General features: G+C 67.4%; 14 protein-coding genes. 8 read left to right on the forward strand and 6 right to left on the reverse strand.

Features of this window, described 5'->3' with window-relative positions:
• Positions 1-10: 10 nt before the first annotated feature.
• On the reverse strand, positions 11-2,059 hold the full coding sequence (locus JI59_RS12845; RefSeq protein WP_038577601.1) for a protein-disulfide reductase DsbD family protein: 2,049 nt from the start codon (positions 2,057-2,059) through the stop codon (positions 11-13).
• Positions 2,060-2,157: 98 nt separating this feature from the next.
• On the opposite strand from JI59_RS12845, the gene JI59_RS12850 reads away from it, so the two are divergent.
• Together JI59_RS12850 and JI59_RS12855 are read left to right on the forward strand one after the other, a co-directional pair.
• Positions 2,158-3,843 (forward strand): alkaline phosphatase family protein, encoded by a 1,686-nt coding sequence (locus JI59_RS12850; RefSeq protein WP_007012288.1) that lies wholly within the window; start codon positions 2,158-2,160, stop codon positions 3,841-3,843.
• Entirely contained in the window at positions 3,840-5,099 is a 1,260-nt protein-coding gene (locus JI59_RS12855; RefSeq protein WP_007012287.1) for a UbiH/UbiF/VisC/COQ6 family ubiquinone biosynthesis hydroxylase, read from the forward strand. The genes JI59_RS12850 and JI59_RS12855 overlap by 4 nt, the downstream gene beginning before the upstream one ends.
• A gap of 28 nt (positions 5,100-5,127) precedes the next feature.
• Here JI59_RS12855 and JI59_RS12860 read toward each other — a convergent pair whose 3' ends face one another.
• From JI59_RS12860 to hemC, 3 genes are read right to left on the reverse strand one after another with little or no spacing between them, the layout of a single operon-like run.
• Positions 5,128-6,084, reverse strand: a complete 957-nt coding sequence (locus JI59_RS12860; RefSeq protein ID WP_038576132.1) for a hypothetical protein — start codon at positions 6,082-6,084, stop codon at positions 5,128-5,130.
• A 14-nt stretch (positions 6,085-6,098) separates the two neighbouring features.
• Complete coding sequence (locus tag JI59_RS12865) at positions 6,099-6,797, reverse strand: uroporphyrinogen-III synthase (protein WP_007012285.1); 699 nt, start codon at positions 6,795-6,797, stop codon at positions 6,099-6,101.
• An 8-nt stretch (positions 6,798-6,805) separates the two neighbouring features.
• Complete coding sequence (gene hemC / locus JI59_RS12870; protein WP_038576134.1) at positions 6,806-7,744, reverse strand: hydroxymethylbilane synthase; 939 nt, start codon at positions 7,742-7,744, stop codon at positions 6,806-6,808.
• A gap of 44 nt (positions 7,745-7,788) precedes the next feature.
• Between hemC and tsaD the strand changes: the two genes are divergently transcribed.
• The 6 genes from tsaD to JI59_RS12900 all read left to right on the forward strand — a co-directional run bounded on the left by tsaD (position 7,789) and on the right by JI59_RS12900 (position 14,811).
• On the forward strand, positions 7,789-8,841 hold the full coding sequence (gene tsaD, locus JI59_RS12875; RefSeq protein ID WP_007012283.1) for a tRNA (adenosine(37)-N6)-threonylcarbamoyltransferase complex transferase subunit TsaD: 1,053 nt from the start codon (positions 7,789-7,791) through the stop codon (positions 8,839-8,841).
• Positions 8,838-9,836, forward strand: coding sequence for an NAD(P)H-dependent glycerol-3-phosphate dehydrogenase (locus JI59_RS12880; protein ID WP_007012282.1), 999 nt, complete (start codon positions 8,838-8,840; stop codon positions 9,834-9,836). Before tsaD ends, JI59_RS12880 begins: the two co-directional genes overlap by 4 nt.
• Positions 9,833-11,353: a lipopolysaccharide biosynthesis protein gene (locus JI59_RS12885; RefSeq protein WP_007012281.1), complete on the forward strand. Its 1,521-nt coding sequence runs from the start codon at positions 9,833-9,835 to the stop codon at positions 11,351-11,353. Before JI59_RS12880 ends, JI59_RS12885 begins: the two co-directional genes overlap by 4 nt.
• A 112-nt stretch (positions 11,354-11,465) precedes the next feature.
• On the forward strand, positions 11,466-13,256 hold the full coding sequence (locus tag JI59_RS12890) for a vWA domain-containing protein (RefSeq protein ID WP_007012280.1): 1,791 nt from the start codon (positions 11,466-11,468) through the stop codon (positions 13,254-13,256).
• Positions 13,257-13,288: 32 nt separating this feature from the next.
• Entirely contained in the window at positions 13,289-14,017 is a 729-nt protein-coding gene (locus JI59_RS12895; protein WP_007012279.1) for an OmpA family protein, read from the forward strand.
• 191 nt (positions 14,018-14,208) lie between these two features.
• The gene (locus JI59_RS12900; RefSeq protein ID WP_052117888.1) at positions 14,209-14,811 is read left to right on the forward strand and encodes a hypothetical protein; all 603 of its coding nucleotides are present in this window, start codon (positions 14,209-14,211) and stop codon (positions 14,809-14,811) included.
• Between the two features lie 6 nt (positions 14,812-14,817).
• Here JI59_RS12900 and JI59_RS12905 read toward each other — a convergent pair whose 3' ends face one another.
• The gene (locus JI59_RS12905; protein WP_007012276.1) at positions 14,818-15,021 is read right to left on the reverse strand and encodes a plastocyanin/azurin family copper-binding protein; all 204 of its coding nucleotides are present in this window, start codon (positions 15,019-15,021) and stop codon (positions 14,818-14,820) included.
• Positions 15,022-15,131: 110 nt separating this feature from the next.
• A complete protein-coding gene (locus JI59_RS12910; protein WP_007012275.1) occupies positions 15,132-16,646 on the reverse strand; it encodes a S10 family peptidase in 1,515 nt (504 codons plus the stop codon).
• Between the last annotated feature and the right edge of the window lie 3 nt (positions 16,647-16,649).

A 16,649-nucleotide genomic window follows, 5' to 3' on the forward strand; every position in this document is an offset into this window, starting at 1 on the left:
ACGGGCCGGATCAGCGGCCCGCTTTTTCCGCCAGCAGTGCTGGGGTGAGAACCTGCGGCAACTTCTCGGGCGTGCGGCCCGGTGCATACCAGACATAGAGCGGAACACCGGCCGCGCCCTGAGCGGTGAGATAGCGGGTAATATCCGGATCGCGCCGGGTCCAGTCTCCGCGCAGCACCACTACGCCTGCCTTTTCGAAGGCGGCCCGGGTGTCCTCGCGCTCTATGGCTACTTCCTCGTTGACCTTGCAGGTCAGGCACCAGTCCGCCGTCATGTAGACGAAGACCGGCTTGCCCGAAGCGCGCGCCTGCGACAGCGCTTCCTCGCCGAACGGCGCGGTCTTCAGGATGCTGTCGACATGCGCGGCACGCGGGCCCGGACGCGGCAGGAGGGCAAGTCCGGCAACGGCAGCGAAGGTCGCAAGCAAAGCTGCGGGCGCGGCGCTGCGACCCCGGCGCTGGGCCATGCCGGCCCCGGCGAGCGCCACGAGGACGACGCCGGTGAACAGCAGTGCGCCCAGCAGGAACCATTCGCCTCCGATTTTCCACGCCAGCCATGCGAGGGCCAGCGCGGTCAGGCCCATCGGCACGGCCATGATCAGCCTGAAGCGGCGCATCCACGCCCCGGGCCTGGGCAGGCGGCGGCGCAGGGCCGGGATGAATGCAACGGCGATGAAGGGCAAGGCGATGCCCAGGCCCAGCGCGGCGAAGAGGGTCAGCGCGGGCACGACCGGCAGCAGCAGCGCCGCGCCCATCGCGCTCGCCATGAACGGCCCGGTGCAGGGCGTCGCGACGAAGGCGGCAAGCAGGCCGGTGGCGAAGGCGCCCTGCGTATAGCTGCGCGGGCTGCCGCCGGACACGAAACCGGGAACGGCGAATTCGAACAGGCCGAGCAGGTTGGCGGTAATGGCGCTTGCCAGCAGCAGCAGGCCGACCACCACCAGCGGTTCCTGCAACTGGAAGGCCCAGCCTACTTCCTCACCCGCGGCGCGCAGCACCAGCAGGACGCCGCCCAGCGCCAGGCACGCGGCGATGACGCCGGCTGCATAGGCAAGGCCCTCGATCCGCGCATGGGCCTCGCTCTCGCCCGCGCGGGCGAGGCTGAGCGCCTTGAGGCTGAGGATCGGGAAGACGCAGGGCATGACGTTGAGCAGCAAGCCGCCTGCCAGCGCGGCGAGCAGCAGCCATGGCAAGGAGGGCAGCACAGGTGCGCCGCCGGCTGCGATCGTTTCCCCGCCCGTCGGCACCGTGCCGGGCCGTGCGGTGAAGGAAATGCCGTTTCCGGCGCGGTCGAACTTGAGCACGCCTTCGATCACTGCCGGGCTCTGCGGGTCGAAACCGACGCGCGGGATCGTCACCAGCAGCAGGTCGCCCTTGCGCGCGAAAACCTGCGGCGCGGCGTAGTCCACCACCTTGTCCTGCGCGATGAAGACGTGCGGTTCGCCAAGGTCGACCGAAGCCGGAAGCGGGATCGCGAGACGCAGGGACTGGTCGGAAAGCGCCATCTCGACCGGCGCGCCCAGCGGCGCGGGCAGGCGGCGGGTCCATTCGGCAAAGCGGGCGGGGTCCTCGCCCGGCGCACCGACAATCACTTCGGTGCCAAGGTCGGCGCGTTCGGGCACGCAGATCTGGTCGGTGCAGGCCAGCCACTGCGCCTTGACGCGCACCGGCAGGCGGCTGCCCGGCCTGGCATTCGCAGGCAGGGTCAGCGGCACGAGAACCGCGTAGTCGCTCTCATAGACATGGTTCATCAGCCCGGAGACGATCAGCGTGTGCGGTACCGGGTACTGCGGCTGGCCGACTTTCGCGCCGGAAGGCAGGGCCCAGTCGAGCTGCATGCCCAGCCCCGCGTCGCCCGGATTGGTCCAGTAGCCGTGCCAGCCCTTTTCAGGCTTCATGTCTATCGCGAGGGTGACGTGGTCGCCATCCGGGGCAGGCGGCCCGGCCACCAGCTGCGCAGCGATATGGTTTGGCGCTGCCGATACTGTCGCCGGAAGCAGGAACAGGGCCAGCAGGTGACACATGACTGCCACAAACAGGCGATAGCGGCGCGTATCCATGAAGCTCCCGTGCATCCGGCGGCCTTGCGAAACATATTCGCTCCGGCCAAAGTTGCATTGCCTGCATTGCGCTGACTTTTCAAGGAACCTCCCCCCATATGTCCTTTACTTCGCGCCTTCGCCTCGCACCGCTCGTTCTTGCCGGTTTCGCAGCTCTCTCATCACCCGCATTTGCCGAAGATGCGCCGTCTCCGCAGGCACCTGCGGCCGCGGCTGCGCAGGAAAAGCCGAAGATGATCCTGGCCATTTCGGTCGACCAATTTTCCGCCGACCTCTTCGCCCAGTATCGTGAGCATTACAGCCACGGCCTTGGCCGCCTGCTGACCGGCGCGGTGTTCCCGTCGGGCTTCCAGTCGCATGCCGCTACCGAGACATGCCCCGGCCATTCGACGCTGCTGACCGGCGTTCACCCGGCACGCACCGGCATCATCGCCAACAACTGGTATGTCCCGGGCATCGGCCGCGAGGACAAGCAGGTCTATTGTGCCGAGGACGAGAGCAATCCGCAGAGCACTTCAGACGATCCGGTCGTCTCGCCCGATCATCTCAAGGCGCCGACGCTGGGCGACCTGATGAAGCAGCGCAACCCGGCCGCGCTCAATGTCGCGGTCTCGGCCAAGGACCGTGCGGTCGTGATGATGAGCGGGCACACCGCCGATGCCGCCTACTGGTTCAAGGGCAAGGGCTTCACCAGCTATGCCGACCGCAAGCTGTCGCCCGCAGCGCAGGCCGAGAATGCCGCGCTGGCTCAGACCGTGAGCGCGGGCAGCGGCGACCTGCCGGTCCCGGGCTGGTGCGGCGCGGTCGATCGCGCAATGTCGCTCGGTACATTCTCGATCGGTACCTATCGCTTTCCGCTCAAGGCGGGCGACTTCAAGGGCTTCAGCGTCAGCCCGCGGATGGATGCGGCGACCACCGACATGGCCGTGCGCCTTGTCGACGAGATGGGCCTTGGCAAGGATGACGTCACCGACGTTCTTTCCGTCAGCTATTCGGCGACCGACAAGGTCGGCCATGCCTTTGGCACCGAGGGCGTCGAGATGTGCATCCAGATGGCGCAGCTCGACCAGACCATCGGAACCCTGCTCGATGCTCTCGATGCGCGCGGAATCGATTACCTGGTCGTGCTGTCGGCGGATCACGGCGGCATCGACGCGCCCGAGCGCCTGCGCGAGCAGGGCGTGCCCGATGCGGCCCGCCTCGATCCTTCGCTGACCGGCCAGGCTCTGGCGCAAGCGGTGTCGCAGGATACCGGGATCACTGCGAAGTCGGGGCCGCTCCTGTACGGTGCGGGCAGTTCGGGCGACATCTGGCTGGCCGACGGCCTGAGCGCCAGGGAGCGCCGCAAGGTGATCGCGGCACTGGTCGCCCGGCTCAAGGCGAACCCGCAGATTGCGGCGGTCTTTACCGCCGATGAGCTCAAGGCGGCCAAGATCCCCAGCGGCAATCCGCAGGACTGGACGATGATCGAACGCGTCGCGGCCTCCTACAACCCCGCCCACTCGGGCGAGGTTCTGATGATGACGAAGCGCGGCGTCGTGCCCGGCACCGAGCCGCATCCGGGCTATACCGCCACCCACGGCAGCCCCTGGGACTATGACCGCCGCGTGCCGATGCTGTTCTGGCGCCGGGGCATGGTGACGATGGAGCAGCCGCAGCCGGTGGAGACAGTCGACATCGCGCCGACGCTCGCCGCACAGATCGGTCTGGTCGAACCGGCGGGGACCTGGGATGGCAGGTGTCTCGACATCGACGCTTCGGAGGCCGATAGCTGCTCGCGATGAGCGAATCGCAGACGACCATGCAGCAGGCGGCTTCTCCCGAACCCGGGGAGCGCCGCGACCTGATCATCCTTGGCGGCGGCCTTGTCGGCATGACGCTGGCACTGGCGGCCGCCCGCTCGGGCATCACCAGCCACGTCATCGACCGGGCCGATCCCGCTGACCTGACCGCGGTCGGCGCCGATGGCCGCGCCTCGGCGATTTCTACCGCGAGCTGGAACCTGTTCCGCAACATCGGTATCGCCGACAGTCTGGATGCGCTGGGCTGTCCGATCGATTCCATCGCGGTAACCGACGGCATGAAGCCGGGCCGGATCGATTTCACGCCCAAGCCCGAGGAAGGCTCGCTGGGCCGCATGTTCGCCAACCGCGACTTGCGCATCGCGCTGTTCGATGCGGCGCGGCAGGAACCGAACATCGCCTGGCACGTGAAGACCGAGGCGGTGCGCCGCGATCGCGGGCCTCACGGTGTCGAGGTCGAGCTATCCGACGGCCGCGTGCTCAAGGCGAGCTTGCTCGTCGCGGCGGAAGGGCGCCAGTCGCCCACTCGCGACGAAGCCGGTTTCGCGCTGGCCAAGTGGGACTACAAGCACCGCGCCTTCGTGACCGGGCTGTTCCATGAAAAGCCGCATGACAATACCGCGTGGGAGATCTTCTATCCCGCCGGGCCTTTCGCGCTATTGCCGCTGCTCGACGACGAGGAGGGCCGCCATCGCAGCGCGCTGGTCTGGACCGTCGCGGAAAAGGACGCCGCCGGGATCACGGCCATGCCTGACGCGATGTTCGTCAACGAAGTGGCATCGCGCATGCACGGCGTGCTGGGCGCGATCTCGCTATCCGCGCCGCGCATGTCCTATCCGCTGCGGTTCCACCATGCAGGTCACGTGATCGACGACCGCCTCGCAGTGATCGGCGATGCCGCGCACGGCATGCATCCGATTGCCGGTCAGGGACTCAATCTGGGCCTGCGCGATGTCGGTGCGCTCTTGGAAGTGCTGACCGAAGGCATGCGTCTCGGCCTTGAGCCGGGCGATGCGCAGCTCCTGGCCCGGTACGAGAAGTGGCGCAGCCTCGATGCCTTCATGGTCATGTCGGTGACCGACGGATTGACCCGCCTCTTCGGGATCCCGGGCCGCCTGCCCAGCGCGGCGCGGCGCCTTGGCATGGGCGCCGTGCAGCGCATGCCGACGCTCAAGCGCTTCTTCATGGACGAGGCGCGGGGCATGTCGGGCAAGTTGCCCGCACTGCTGCAGGGATAAGGACGCAGGCCCGGCCGGCGCGCCCGCGTCAGTTGACCGGCATTTCCATCGGTTGATCTGCGCTGTCTTCGCCGGGCATGGATTCCGGCGTGCCGGGCGTGGCCAGTGGGCTGGGCTGATCGACCTTGTGGCCCTCGGCATCCTGCAGGCGGCGCGGTTCGAGCATGGCCGTCGTTTCCAGCAGGTCGAGTGCGCGCTGGACTTCCTCATAGCGGCGGGCGTCGGCGATCCAGCGGTCGGCGGCTTCCGCGCCCGGCAGGCGTTCCACTTCGGAGACCGCGCTGCCGATGCGCTTGGCGGTAAGCATGACGCTGGCGCGTTCGATTCTTGCCGACGGGCTCATCAGCGCCGCCGAATCGCGGTGGACCTTGAACATCCCGGCCAGTTCGGTGCGGGCACGGTCCCACAGGCTCATGTCGCTGCCGGTCGCGCTCAGTTCGGGTGAAAGCGCCTCCAGGCGCGCGCGCAATTCGTCGATGGTGACGGGGTTCTTCGAGAAATCGATCACCGTCTGCACCGCGCGCGGCTGGGCATTGGCGAAACGCAGGCGCAGCTGGTCGGCGACGTAGCTGAGCGGCTCGCCGCGATCGACCATGCGGCGTGCGGCAAAGGCGATCAGCAGGCCCTCGGCCCTTGCGGCATTGCCCGATGCGGCGTCGGTCTGGAAATCGATGCGGGAAAGCCGGTCCTCCAGCAGCGCGAGGCGCCCTTCTATCGATCCAATAGCGGCAAGCTGCTTGGCGGTGGGCTGGGAGGTCTGCGTGCTCGTGTCGGCAATGACGCTTTCGGTATCCGGCTCGGCAATCGCGGCGGGCTCTTCGGTCGGTTCTTCGACCGGCTGCAGCTTGTCGAGATAGCCGCGCGAACCCGCCCAGGCGACCAGCAGGGCGCCCAGCAGGAAGGCGAGCAAAGCCACGAAGATCACCCCGCTGCGCGAGCGCGGGCGGGTATGGGTTGCAGAGGATATCGCTGAACTGTCCTGCATCGAGCCTTTTTCGGTTATGGGACCCTGTTTGCGGTGTCTTGGCACATCTGCGAGGCCAAGACCAGTAAGGCGGCATCGCTCGGTTCGTCGGCGCTGTGCAACGCGGCCCAGCCATCGCCCGCCCGTTCGGCCACGCGGGGGCCGATGGTGGCCAGGGAAACGGTCCCGCGGTCGATTCCCGATGCCTCCACGCACTGTGCGAAGTGGGCGGCAGCCTCGCCGGAATGCAGCAGGACCACACAAGGCGCAGTCAACAGGCGCTTCAGGTCCGCGGGGAGGGGCAGGGGTTCGCTGGCATAGACCTCGCGGGTGGTCATGGTTACGCCGGGGGGCAGCGAAAGCTCGACCCGTTCGCGTCCGGCGAGCCGAAGCAGGCGACGGTGTCCGGGCTCGAGGTCAGGCAGTACGCGCTGCAGCCCGCCTTTTCCGGTCGCCACGATGTCAAGGCCGGCGGCCCGGGCCGCATCGGCCGTCTTTTCGCCCACGGCATAGGCGGGAAGCCCGCGGTAGGTTTCCAGCGCCGCGCCGCCATGGCGCAGGGCATTGGCGCTGCCCAGCAGGATCGCGTCGACTTCGCGTGCAGGAACCGGCTCCCATTCGAGCGCGCGGATCGCGAAGAGGGGGTAGCAGCGCGCATCGAGGCCCATGGCATGGGCTGCGACTTTCGTGGCACCCGCTCCGGGTTCAGGCCGAATGATGACGAGAGGGGTCATCGCCCCGCTCAGGCCGGTCCGTCGAAATGAGCGGCGATGGCCGGGACCGCGCGGGACAGGAGATCCGCACCCAGTCTGGCGGGGGCCTCGAGGTCGCCCGCGGCAAACCGGATTTCGCCTTCCACCTTCTCGGCGCCGTCCGGGCTGTACAGGGCGGCGCGCAGCACGATCCGGTCCCCTTCCAGGCGGGTCAGCACGGCGATCGGGCTGTGGCAGTTGCCGCCCAGCGATGCGAGCAGCGCGCGCTCGGCCATCACTGCGGACCGGCTGGGGGCATCGTCGATGGCCGAGAGAATCTCGTGGGTGCGCGCATCGTCGGCGCGGCATTCGATCAAGATGGCGGCCTGTCCCGGTGCCGGGAGCCATTCATCCTCGGCCAGGGGGTGGCCGGTTCCGGTCTGGCCCAGGCGCTCGAGCCCGGCGGCGGCAAGGAAGGTCGCGTCGGCTTCCCCCGCGGCCAGCTTGGCGAGGCGGGTGGCGACGTTGCCGCGAAAGGTGATGACCGAGCAGTCCGGGCGCGCGTGAAGCAGTTGCGCTGCGCGGCGCGGGGCGCTGGTGCCGACCACGGCGCCGGGCGGCAGGGCGTGGATGCTGTCGGCACCGATCAGCACATCGCGCACGTCCGCGCGCGGCAGCACCGCGCAGATCGCGAAAGCATCGGGCCGGATCGTCTCCACGTCCTTGGCCGAATGCACGGCGAAATCGATCTCCCCGGCAGCCAGCCAGGCGTCGAGTTCCTTGGTCCACAGGGCCTTGCCGCCGATTTCGGCGAGGGCGCGGTCCTGGATGCGATCGCCGCTGGCGGTAACCGCGACGATCTCTATATGCGCAGGATCGATTCCATGGGCCGCGGCCAGGCGATCGCGCGCTTCCTCGGCCTGGGCCATGGCAAGCGGTGATCGGCGGGTGCCGAGGCGGAGTTTCATGTCTTGTTTATCGTGTGCCATCGGCGGGTTGTGCTACCCGGCATTGTCGTTCAGGGAAAGTCGCGATGAGGACAGTTCTCGGGATAGAATCTTCCTGCGATGAAACGGCTGCCGCGCTCGTGACCGACGGGCGCGTCATTCTTGCGCAGCGCATCGCGTCGCAGGACGAGGTGCACCGCCCCTATGGCGGCGTCGTGCCCGAGATCGCCGCGCGCGCCCATGCCGAGCGCCTCGCTCCGCTGATCGAGGCCACGCTGGCCGATGCCGGCATGAAACTGGAAGAGGTCGATGCCATCGCCGCCACGGCCGGTCCCGGCCTCATCGGCGGCGTGATGGTCGGCCTCGTTACGGCCAAGGCCCTGGCGATGGCGACCGACAAGCCGCTCATCGCGATCAACCATCTTGAAGGCCATGCCCTCTCGCCCCGCCTGGCTGACGAGACGCTGGCCTATCCCTATCTGCTGCTGCTCGTTTCGGGCGGCCACTGCCAGATTCTCGCGGTCGAAGGTGTCGGGCAGTTCCGCCGCCTGGCCACGACCATCGACGATGCCTTGGGCGAGGCTTTCGACAAGACCGCCAAGCTGCTGGGCCTCGGCTATCCGGGCGGCCCCGCGGTCGAGCGGCTGGCCGCGCAGGGCGATGCGAAAAAAGTGCCCCTGCCGCGTCCGCTGGTCGGATCGGCCGAGCCGCACTTCTCCTTCGCGGGCCTCAAGAGCGCGGTCATGCGCGCCAAGCATGCCCTCGATGCGGCGGCGGATCCGGACTATACCGATGCGGATATCGCCGCTTCGTTCCAGCAGGCTGCGATCGACTGCCTGATCGACCGCACGCGGCGCGCGCTCAGGGGTGTGAGTGAAATGAACGCGCTGGTCGTGGCCGGGGGGGTCGCTGCGAACACGGCGATCCGCGGTGCGTTGGAGGCATTGGCACAGGATCACGGCCTGCCTTTCGTTGCGCCGCCGCTGGGCCTGTGCACGGACAATGCGGCAATGATCGCCTGGGCGGGCGTGGAACGTCTTGCGCTGGGGCAGTCGGATCCGCTGGATACGGCCGCGCGCCCGCGCTGGCCGCTCGATCCCAATGCAGAAGCCGTTCGCGGCGCGGGAGTGAAGGCATGACGTGCAAGGTTGGGGTCATCGGCGCAGGCGCCTGGGGCACGGCCCTGGCGCAGTCGCTGGCGAGCGACGGCAGCGACGTGCTGCTCTGGGCGCGCGAGAGCGAAGTCGTGGCCGAAATCAACGCGCAGCACCGCAACAGCCTGTTCCTGCCGAGCGCCGGGCTTTCCCCGACGATCCGCGCTACCGGCGATCTTGCAGAGATGGCGGGATTGTCGGCGCTGCTGCTGGTGGTGCCTGCGCAGTTCCTGGCCTCCATCATCGCCCTGTTGCCCAAGGGTGAGCATGACCTTGTCCTGTGCGCCAAGGGGATCGAGGCCGGCACCGGGCGCCTGATGTCCGATGTCGCGGCCGCTGCCGCGCCGGATGCACAGCTGGCGGTGCTGTCCGGGCCGACTTTCGCGCATGAGGTTGCCGCCGGGCTGCCGACCGCGGTGACGCTCGCCTGCGCGGGCGGGGAAGCGCAGTGGGACCGGCTGGCGCCGCTGATCGTGCGCCACACCTTGCGCCCCTATTATTCCGACGATGTCATCGGCGCCGAGATCGGCGGCGCGGTCAAGAACGTCCTCGCCATCGCCTGCGGCGTCGTCGAGGGGCTCAACCTCGGCCAGAACGCCCGTGCGGCACTGATCGCGCGCGGCTATGCCGAGATGCTGCGCTTCGGCATCGCGCGCGGCGCGCGGGCTGAGACGCTGGCCGGCCTTTGCGGCTTGGGCGACATGGTACTGACCTGCAATTCCACTTCCAGCCGCAACTTCTCGCTCGGTCTTGCGATCGGGCAGGGTCAGTCTGCGGCGGCGGCCCTCTCGGGCAAGAACAGCGTTGCTGAAGGCGCGGCCACCGCGCCGGTCCTTGCCGAACTGGCCGCGCGCGAGGGGATCGACATGCCCATCGTCCAGGCCGTGTGCCGCTTGCTGAAGGGCGATGCGCCTGCAGGAACCGTAGTTGAAGACATGCTCGCACGGCCGCTGCGCGCAGAGCAGGAAGCCAGTACTTGAGCGAGACTTCCGGCAGCGCCCAGGGCGCGCCCGGTTCCGGCGACCGGGATGACATTGCAGCGCTGGCCAAGGGCGGGCGGACGAACTTCTTCGGGTTCTTCCTGCGCCTGGCCGCGCGCATACCGTTTCTCTTCATCGCCGGCCGCGCCGCGGTCTACGGTCCGGCCGCACTCGGTCGCTTCGCCTCCGCGCTGGTGGTGATCGAACTGTGCGCAATGATCTGCACGATGGGCGAGAAACGCGGTCTGGCGCAGCGCCTCTCCGATACCGAGGGCGAGGTCCATCCCGCCAATGTCGTTGCCGATGGCATGGTCCTCGCGATCCTCGCCTCGTGCGCGGCGGCACTGATCCTCTGGTTCGTGCCCGCGCTGACGTTCCCGGGCGGCAAGTACACCGAGATCGACCGCTTGATGGTGATCGCCATCCCGCCCCTGACCCTGACCGAGATCTGGCTGGCGGCACTGGCCTATCGCCTGCGGATCAGCCCGACGGTCTGGTCGCGCGCCATCGTCGAGCCATGGACGATCTCGATCATGGCGGGCGCGATGATCTGGATTGCGCCCGAAAGCGGCCTTTCGCTGGCCTATATCGCCTCGATCTTCGCAGCGGCGATCACGGCCTTCATCCCCTTCATCCGCGAATACGGCCTGCCGCATCACTGGCGCCCCAAGGGCGGGCAGATGCGCCGTCTTGCGGTCCGTTCGATGCCGATCGCCCTGGCCGACACGATCGAGTGGGGGACGCGCCGCGTCGACATCTTCATGCTCGGTTTCCTTGCGCCGCCCGCTGCGGTGGGCGTCTACTACGCTGCCCAGCAGGTCGCGAGCCTGCCGCAGAAGCTCAAGACCAGCTTCGAGCCGGTGCTGGGGCCGGTCATCACCCGCAACCTGAAGGAAAAGGACTACGGGGCGATTGCCCGGCAGGTCTGCCAGGTGGGCTTCTGGATCACCGCGGCGCAGGCCGGCATTGCGCTTGCACTCGGTATTCCGGGTGAAGGCGTCATGGGCCTCGTCGGGCGCGAGTTTGTCGGCGGCACCGGCGCACTGGCCTTCCTGCTGGCGGCAGAAGTCGTCGCCGCGACGGCAGTCGTCAGCGAGGCGGCGCTGATCTACGTCGCCCGGGTCAAGAACCTCGTGGTCTCGGTCGTCACCATCGGCCTGCAGGCGGCCCTGACGTTGGCAGGCATCATGCTGATGCAGCACTATGGCTACAATTCGCTGTACCAGGCGGCAGCCGCTGCAATCGCGCTGATGCTGGCGCTGGGCTTCGCCTCGGTCGTCAAGTCGTGGATGCTGGCAAAGCACCTTGGCGAGAAGATCAACAACTGGCGCTGGGCGCTGGTCTGGGCGGCCGCTCCGGCGGTCGTCATCGGTTTCCTCGCCACGCAGTACCTGCCGGAATGGGCCGAACTGCTTTTCGGCATCCCCGCAATCCTCGGTTCGTACCTCTACGTCATCTGGAAGAAGGCCTTCGGTCCGGAAGATCGCAAGCTGTTCCAGAAAACGAAGGCGGCCTGAACCCGATTAACTCGCTGTAATCGGTTCGTCGCGCGCCAACGGCATTCAGTCGCGATTAACCCGCACTAGGCCCTTCTTCGCTCCGGGAAAGAATCCGAGAGGAGGGAAGGCCATGCCGAAGCAAAACGCAGGCCCGCGTTCATGGATTGCGGGCACGAGTATTTCGACGGTTCTCTTTCTTGTCGCCGGCTGTGCGGGTGAAACCGGCGATCTGGCAAGCGGGCAGGGCGCCGTGCAGGCCGATGCGACAAGACCGCGCGAGGCCGCGACCCAGGCGCCGCCTGCCGTGGCCGTTCAGGATGGGACCACGATCGTGACCACCGCGCAGCGCAAGAACGCGGGCTCGGTGCAGGCCGAGGCGCAAGTCGCCCCGCCGGCGTCGATCGCGATGGCCGCGCCGCCTCCACCGCCTCCACCGCCTCCACCCCCTCCACCTCCTCCACCCTATTCTTCGCGGCTTCTCGTTCCGCCGGTACAGGTGGCGACCGACCCCGGGCGTGAGCAATACGAGGGCAAGGAAGTCTCACCCGTCCATCTCGCGCGCGAGGAGCCCGTCTCGACTTTCTCGGTCGACGTCGACACCGGCGCTTATGCCAATGCCCGCCGCTTCCTGACGCAAGGCCAGCTGCCCCCGGCACGTGCCGTGCGCACGGAGGAGATGATCAACTATTTTCGCTACGACTATGCGCGGCCCGAAAGCCGGGAAGTTCCCTTTTCTGTGACGACCGACCTTGCGCTCACGCCCTGGAACCCGGCCACCCGGCTCCTGCGCGTGGGCCTGCGTGGCTATGACCTCCCGCGCGAGGGACGGCCGCCCGCCAACCTCGTTTTTCTTGTCGACGTGTCCGGCTCGATGAACGCGCCCGACAAGCTGCCGCTGCTCAAGTCGGCACTGGCCGGGCTCGCGGGTGAACTGGGCAAGCAGGACAAGGTCTCGATCGTCGTCTATGCCGGTGCGGCCGGGCTGGTGCTCGAGCCGACCAACGACACCCGCAAGATCCGCGATGCGCTGGATCGATTGCAGGCCGGAGGATCGACTGCCGGGGCCGCCGGGCTCCAGCTGGCTTACAACATTGCCCGGGACAACTTCATCGAAGGCGGGGTGAACCGTATCCTCATCGGCACCGATGGCGATTTCAACGTCGGCGTCACCAACCGCGACGACCTGATCGCCATGATCGAAAAAGAGCGCGACAACGGCATCACGCTCACCACGCTCGGCTTCGGGCAGGGCAATTACAATGAAGCGCTGATGGAGCAGATCGCCGACCACGGGAACGGCAACTACGCGTATATCGACAGCGCTCTGGAAGCGAAGAAGGTGCTGGGCGAGCAGATGAGCTCTACCCTGTTCACCATCGCCCAGGACGTGAAGATCCAGGTCGAGTTCAACCCCACCCAGGTCAGCCAGTATCGCCTGCTCGGTTATGAGAACCGGGCGCTGCGCGAACAGGATTTCGACAATGACAAGGTCGATGCCGGCGACATCGGCGCCGGCCACCAGGTCACCGCGATCTACGAGATCGTTCCTGCCGGTGCGAAAGGCTGGATCGCGCCGCGCCGCTATGACGATCCGCTGCCGGCGGCGGCAAGGCAGTCCGGCGAGCTGGCCTTCGTCAAGCTGCGCTACAAACTGCCCGGCGGCAAAATCTCGAAGCTGATCGAGCGTCCGGTTCCTGCGCGCCTGATGGCCGCCGCCGCGCGGCCGCGGGGGGATTTCGCCTTTGCTGCCGCGGTTGCCGCCTTCGGCCAGTCGCTGCGCGGCGACGACCTGCTGGGCGGCTTCACCCCCGCGCAGATCCGCCAGCTTGCCGGTGCCCAGGACGATTACTGGCGGCAGGAGTTCGTCAAGCTTGTCGACGTCGCCGATTCGCTTGGGGGCAATTCGCGCGAAGGAGGCTGACAGCGCCGGGTTTGCGCCCTAGGCTTGAGGGCATGAACCCGCGCCGTGCCTCGATTGCTGCAGCCGGAGCTGCCCTGTGCCTGGCCTTGTCCTTCGCCGCCTCGCGGCTTTACGGGCCGGTTTTCATCGAGGAGCTTGAACGCAAGGCGGCAGCAGCGCGCGATGCGGCGGGCGGGCAGGGCATCGAACTGGCATTTCGCGATCGCTATGGCTGGTACACGCGCCACCCGATCCTGTCCGGTGGCAATAAGCTCGACACGGCCACGCGCACCCGCGTCGCGGCGGCCGTGGCCGAAATTCCGGGCATCGGCGGGGTCAGCTGGGCGCGCGACGGCGAGGGCGTTCCGGCGGTAACGACGCTGCATTGCCAGGACGATGTCCAGACGATCCTGCGAACCCGCACGATCCGCTTTTCCGAAGCGAGCGCGCGCATCGACCCGGCCAGCGAACGGCTGCTTGATGAAGTTGCCCATGCCCTGCGGCCCTGCGTGGGCAGCATCATTGCGGTTACCGGCCATACCGACGGGGTCGGCAACAACGAGGCCAATGTCGCGCTGTCCAGGGCGCGGGCGGAAGCGGTACGTTGGGCCCTTGTGGGCCGCGGCATCCCGGCTGATGGATTGCGGGCGACGGGCGTAGGTTCGCGCGATCCGATTCCGGGGCTCGATCCGCTCGATCCGGCGAACCGCCGCATCGAATTCTCGGTGATCACGTCCGCGCCGGTCAAGCCGACGCCGATCGATACGCCGGGGCCGGGGTGATATGAACTTGTCTGTTGAGCGCGCGCCCGACTTTGGTCATGGGCAGATCCGCGAGGCCACGGGATCGTGGCAGAAAGGATGCGCGGATGCCGCTTTGGCTTGAAATGGCCGTCTCGGTGCTGCTGACATATTGCGTCGGCTTCGGCATCGGCTGGCTCTTGTGGAACCGGAAGGGATAGATCTTGGTGCAGATGATCGCAGCCAATTGGCTGATCTTTATCGCCGCTCTGCTGATCGGCATTGTCGTTGCCTACTGGCTCTTCGTGCATGGCTCGAAGCAGGGCAGGCGCGATCGCCGGCCCGACGTCCTCGATGAAGGGGCCGCTCCGGCCAAGCGCAACCAGGCGCTGATCGACGCGCCGCCTGCCGCCCATATCGATCCGCCCGCGATGGCGGGCACGATGGCCGGTATAGGCGAGGTGATCGCAGTCGCCGCGCAGGACGAAGTCGACGCGGTGAAAAAGCCCGCAGCGCCTGCGCCCACTCCCACAACCACTTCCGCACCCGCACCCGCTCCCGCCCCTGCCGCGCCGAAGGCCGAAACGGCAGCTGGCGAGGCTGACGATCTGCGCAAGATCAAGGGGCTCGGCCCCAAGATGGCGACGCTCCTGACCTCGCTCGGCGTGACCCGCTACGAGCAGATCGCGGCCTGGACCGAGGCGGATCTCGACGAGTTGGACACCAAGCTGGGCTCTTTCGCGGGACGTCCGCGCCGCGACAACTGGGTTGAGCAGGCAAAGCTCCTCTCGAGCGGAGACAGCGCCGCCTACGAGGCCAAGTTCGGCAAGCTCTGATGCGCGTCAGTCGACGACGATCTTCCCCTTCATGCCGAACCCGGCATGAAGGAAATGCGTGCACTTGAGCGGATAGGTCGCCGGTGCCTGCGGGGCGGTCAGCCTGAGATCGACCGCCTCGCCGCCCTTCAGTTCGATCTTGCCGTCCCTCACCTTGTCCCGGTCGTCCGGGGCAAGCGCGGTGTCGGCGAAGAAGGCCCCGGTTAGCAAGCGGGGGCAGGCGCACGGTTGCTCTCCCGGTTCGATCGGGCGATCATACGCCTCGTGCGCTGCCCCGTCGCGCTGAATCGATAGCTTCGCGTCGTCGCAGCGGCTGGCGCTCAGCCCCTTGCCCGGTAGCTGGCCATGACATCCTGGCGCATCATCTCGCCGCTGTCCGAGCGCGAATAGAACATGTGCCCGCCGGGGTACATGTGCAGGCGCACCCGGTTCTCGACGCCGAAGTCGGGCATCTGCGAAACGATGAGGCGTGAGGCGAAGTAGGGGCAGGACAGGTCGTCCCAGCCATGGACGATATCGACCGTCATCTTCGGGTCGATGGAAATGGCGCGCCGCAGGTCGGAAACCGGGCTGTCGGTATCGTCGCGGTCCCACTTCTCGTTCACGTCGTAGGACAGCGCGTTGTAGCGCGCATCGACCTTCCAGCCGACCTGCCGGGTGACGAAGTCCACCATGGCTGAAGTCGTCGGAGCGATCAGTGTGGTCAGCAGCGGATCGTTATACTGGGGCGAAGCGCTGGCCGGGAAGGGGTCGTAGGCGGTGTAGTTGGAATCGTAGACCGATCCGATGAGCCCCTGATCGCGGCGGATTTCGCGAAGGTAAGTGGCAATGTCGACGCGTCCGTTCATGCGACGGACCATCGCCGGGTCCAGTCCGGTGAGTTCCGCGACCCTGGCCGAAAGCCGGTCGGTCGCGGCCTTGTCGCGCGGTCCGGCAAGGAAATCCTGAACGAACTGGGTGCGCATGTAGGTTTCGACCGGGCCCATCGTCGCATCGTCGAGATGCAGGCCCTGACGCTCGAAATGCCCCGCGGCCATCGAAGGATAGGCGATCATCCAGGGCAGGGGTGAAAGGGCATCGTCCTCGCCGATGGCGGGCGGGTCGAGATAGGGCGAGACCAGCGTCATGCCGGAAATGCCGACGCCCATCTGCGTCTGTAGATAATAGGCGAGGCGCGGGACCCGGTAACCGCCGTAGCTTTCACCGGTGAGGTACTTGCGGCTGGTCAGACGGTCGTTGGCGACGAGCCAGTCATAGACGATGCGGCTGAGGTAGTGGATGTCGGCATCGGCCGAATAGAATGCCTTCTTCGACTGCTCTTCGTCCACGCGTGAGCGCGAAAACCCGGTGCCGATGGGATCGATGAAGACGAGATCGGTGAAATCGAGCCAGGAATTGGGATTGTCGCGCAGCACCGCCGGATCGGACGGCGCATCGCCCTGTGCGCCGAACGGTACGCGCTTGGGGCCGATCGCACCGAGGTTGAGATAGACCGAGGCCGCGCCGGGGCCGCCGTTGAAAGCGAAGGTGACGGGCCGGTCGGTTGCGCGTCCGGGGACGGTATAGGCGGTATAGACGACCTCGCCGATGACCTTGCCCTTGTCGTCCTTGACGGGAAGGGCGCCGACCGTGGCGGTGTAGTTCACGGTCTTCCCGCCGATCACGGCCGATTGCCTGATCGATTTCGTCGCGGGGAAGGGTTCGAGCCGGTCTTCGGCGCTCTTGTCGTCGGACTTGGCCTCGGCGGCCTTTTCCTCGGCATGGAGCGCGACGGGGGAGAGGGTGGAAGCGGCGGTAAAGATGGCGGCCGATGCGGCCAGAGCGAGAAGTCGCATGGG

The organism is Novosphingobium pentaromativorans US6-1 (assembly GCF_000767465.1).
GTDB lineage: Bacteria > Pseudomonadota > Alphaproteobacteria > Sphingomonadales > Sphingomonadaceae > Novosphingobium > Novosphingobium pentaromativorans.

What these genes read in the sequence shown, in the direction of transcription:
- JI59_RS12910 (WP_007012275.1), bottom strand. Translation starts at nt 16,646, where the DNA reads ATGCGACTTCTCGCTCTGGCCGCATCGGCCGCCATCTTTACCGCCGCT.
- JI59_RS12895 (WP_007012279.1), top strand. Translation starts at nt 13,289, where the DNA reads ATGAACCCGCGCCGTGCCTCGATTGCTGCAGCCGGAGCTGCCCTGTGC.
- tsaD (WP_007012283.1), top strand. Translation starts at nt 7,789, where the DNA reads ATGAGGACAGTTCTCGGGATAGAATCTTCCTGCGATGAAACGGCTGCC.
- JI59_RS12900 (WP_052117888.1), top strand. Translation starts at nt 14,209, where the DNA reads ATGATCGCAGCCAATTGGCTGATCTTTATCGCCGCTCTGCTGATCGGC.
- JI59_RS12865 (WP_007012285.1), bottom strand. Translation starts at nt 6,797, where the DNA reads ATGACCCCTCTCGTCATCATTCGGCCTGAACCCGGAGCGGGTGCCACG.
- JI59_RS12855 (WP_007012287.1), top strand. Translation starts at nt 3,840, where the DNA reads ATGAGCGAATCGCAGACGACCATGCAGCAGGCGGCTTCTCCCGAACCC.
- JI59_RS12890 (WP_007012280.1), top strand. Translation starts at nt 11,466, where the DNA reads ATGCCGAAGCAAAACGCAGGCCCGCGTTCATGGATTGCGGGCACGAGT.
- JI59_RS12880 (WP_007012282.1), top strand. Translation starts at nt 8,838, where the DNA reads ATGACGTGCAAGGTTGGGGTCATCGGCGCAGGCGCCTGGGGCACGGCC.
- JI59_RS12845 (WP_038577601.1), bottom strand. Translation starts at nt 2,059, where the DNA reads ATGGATACGCGCCGCTATCGCCTGTTTGTGGCAGTCATGTGTCACCTG.
- JI59_RS12850 (WP_007012288.1), top strand. Translation starts at nt 2,158, where the DNA reads ATGTCCTTTACTTCGCGCCTTCGCCTCGCACCGCTCGTTCTTGCCGGT.
- JI59_RS12860 (WP_038576132.1), bottom strand. Translation starts at nt 6,084, where the DNA reads ATGCAGGACAGTTCAGCGATATCCTCTGCAACCCATACCCGCCCGCGC.
- hemC (WP_038576134.1), bottom strand. Translation starts at nt 7,744, where the DNA reads ATGGCACACGATAAACAAGACATGAAACTCCGCCTCGGCACCCGCCGA.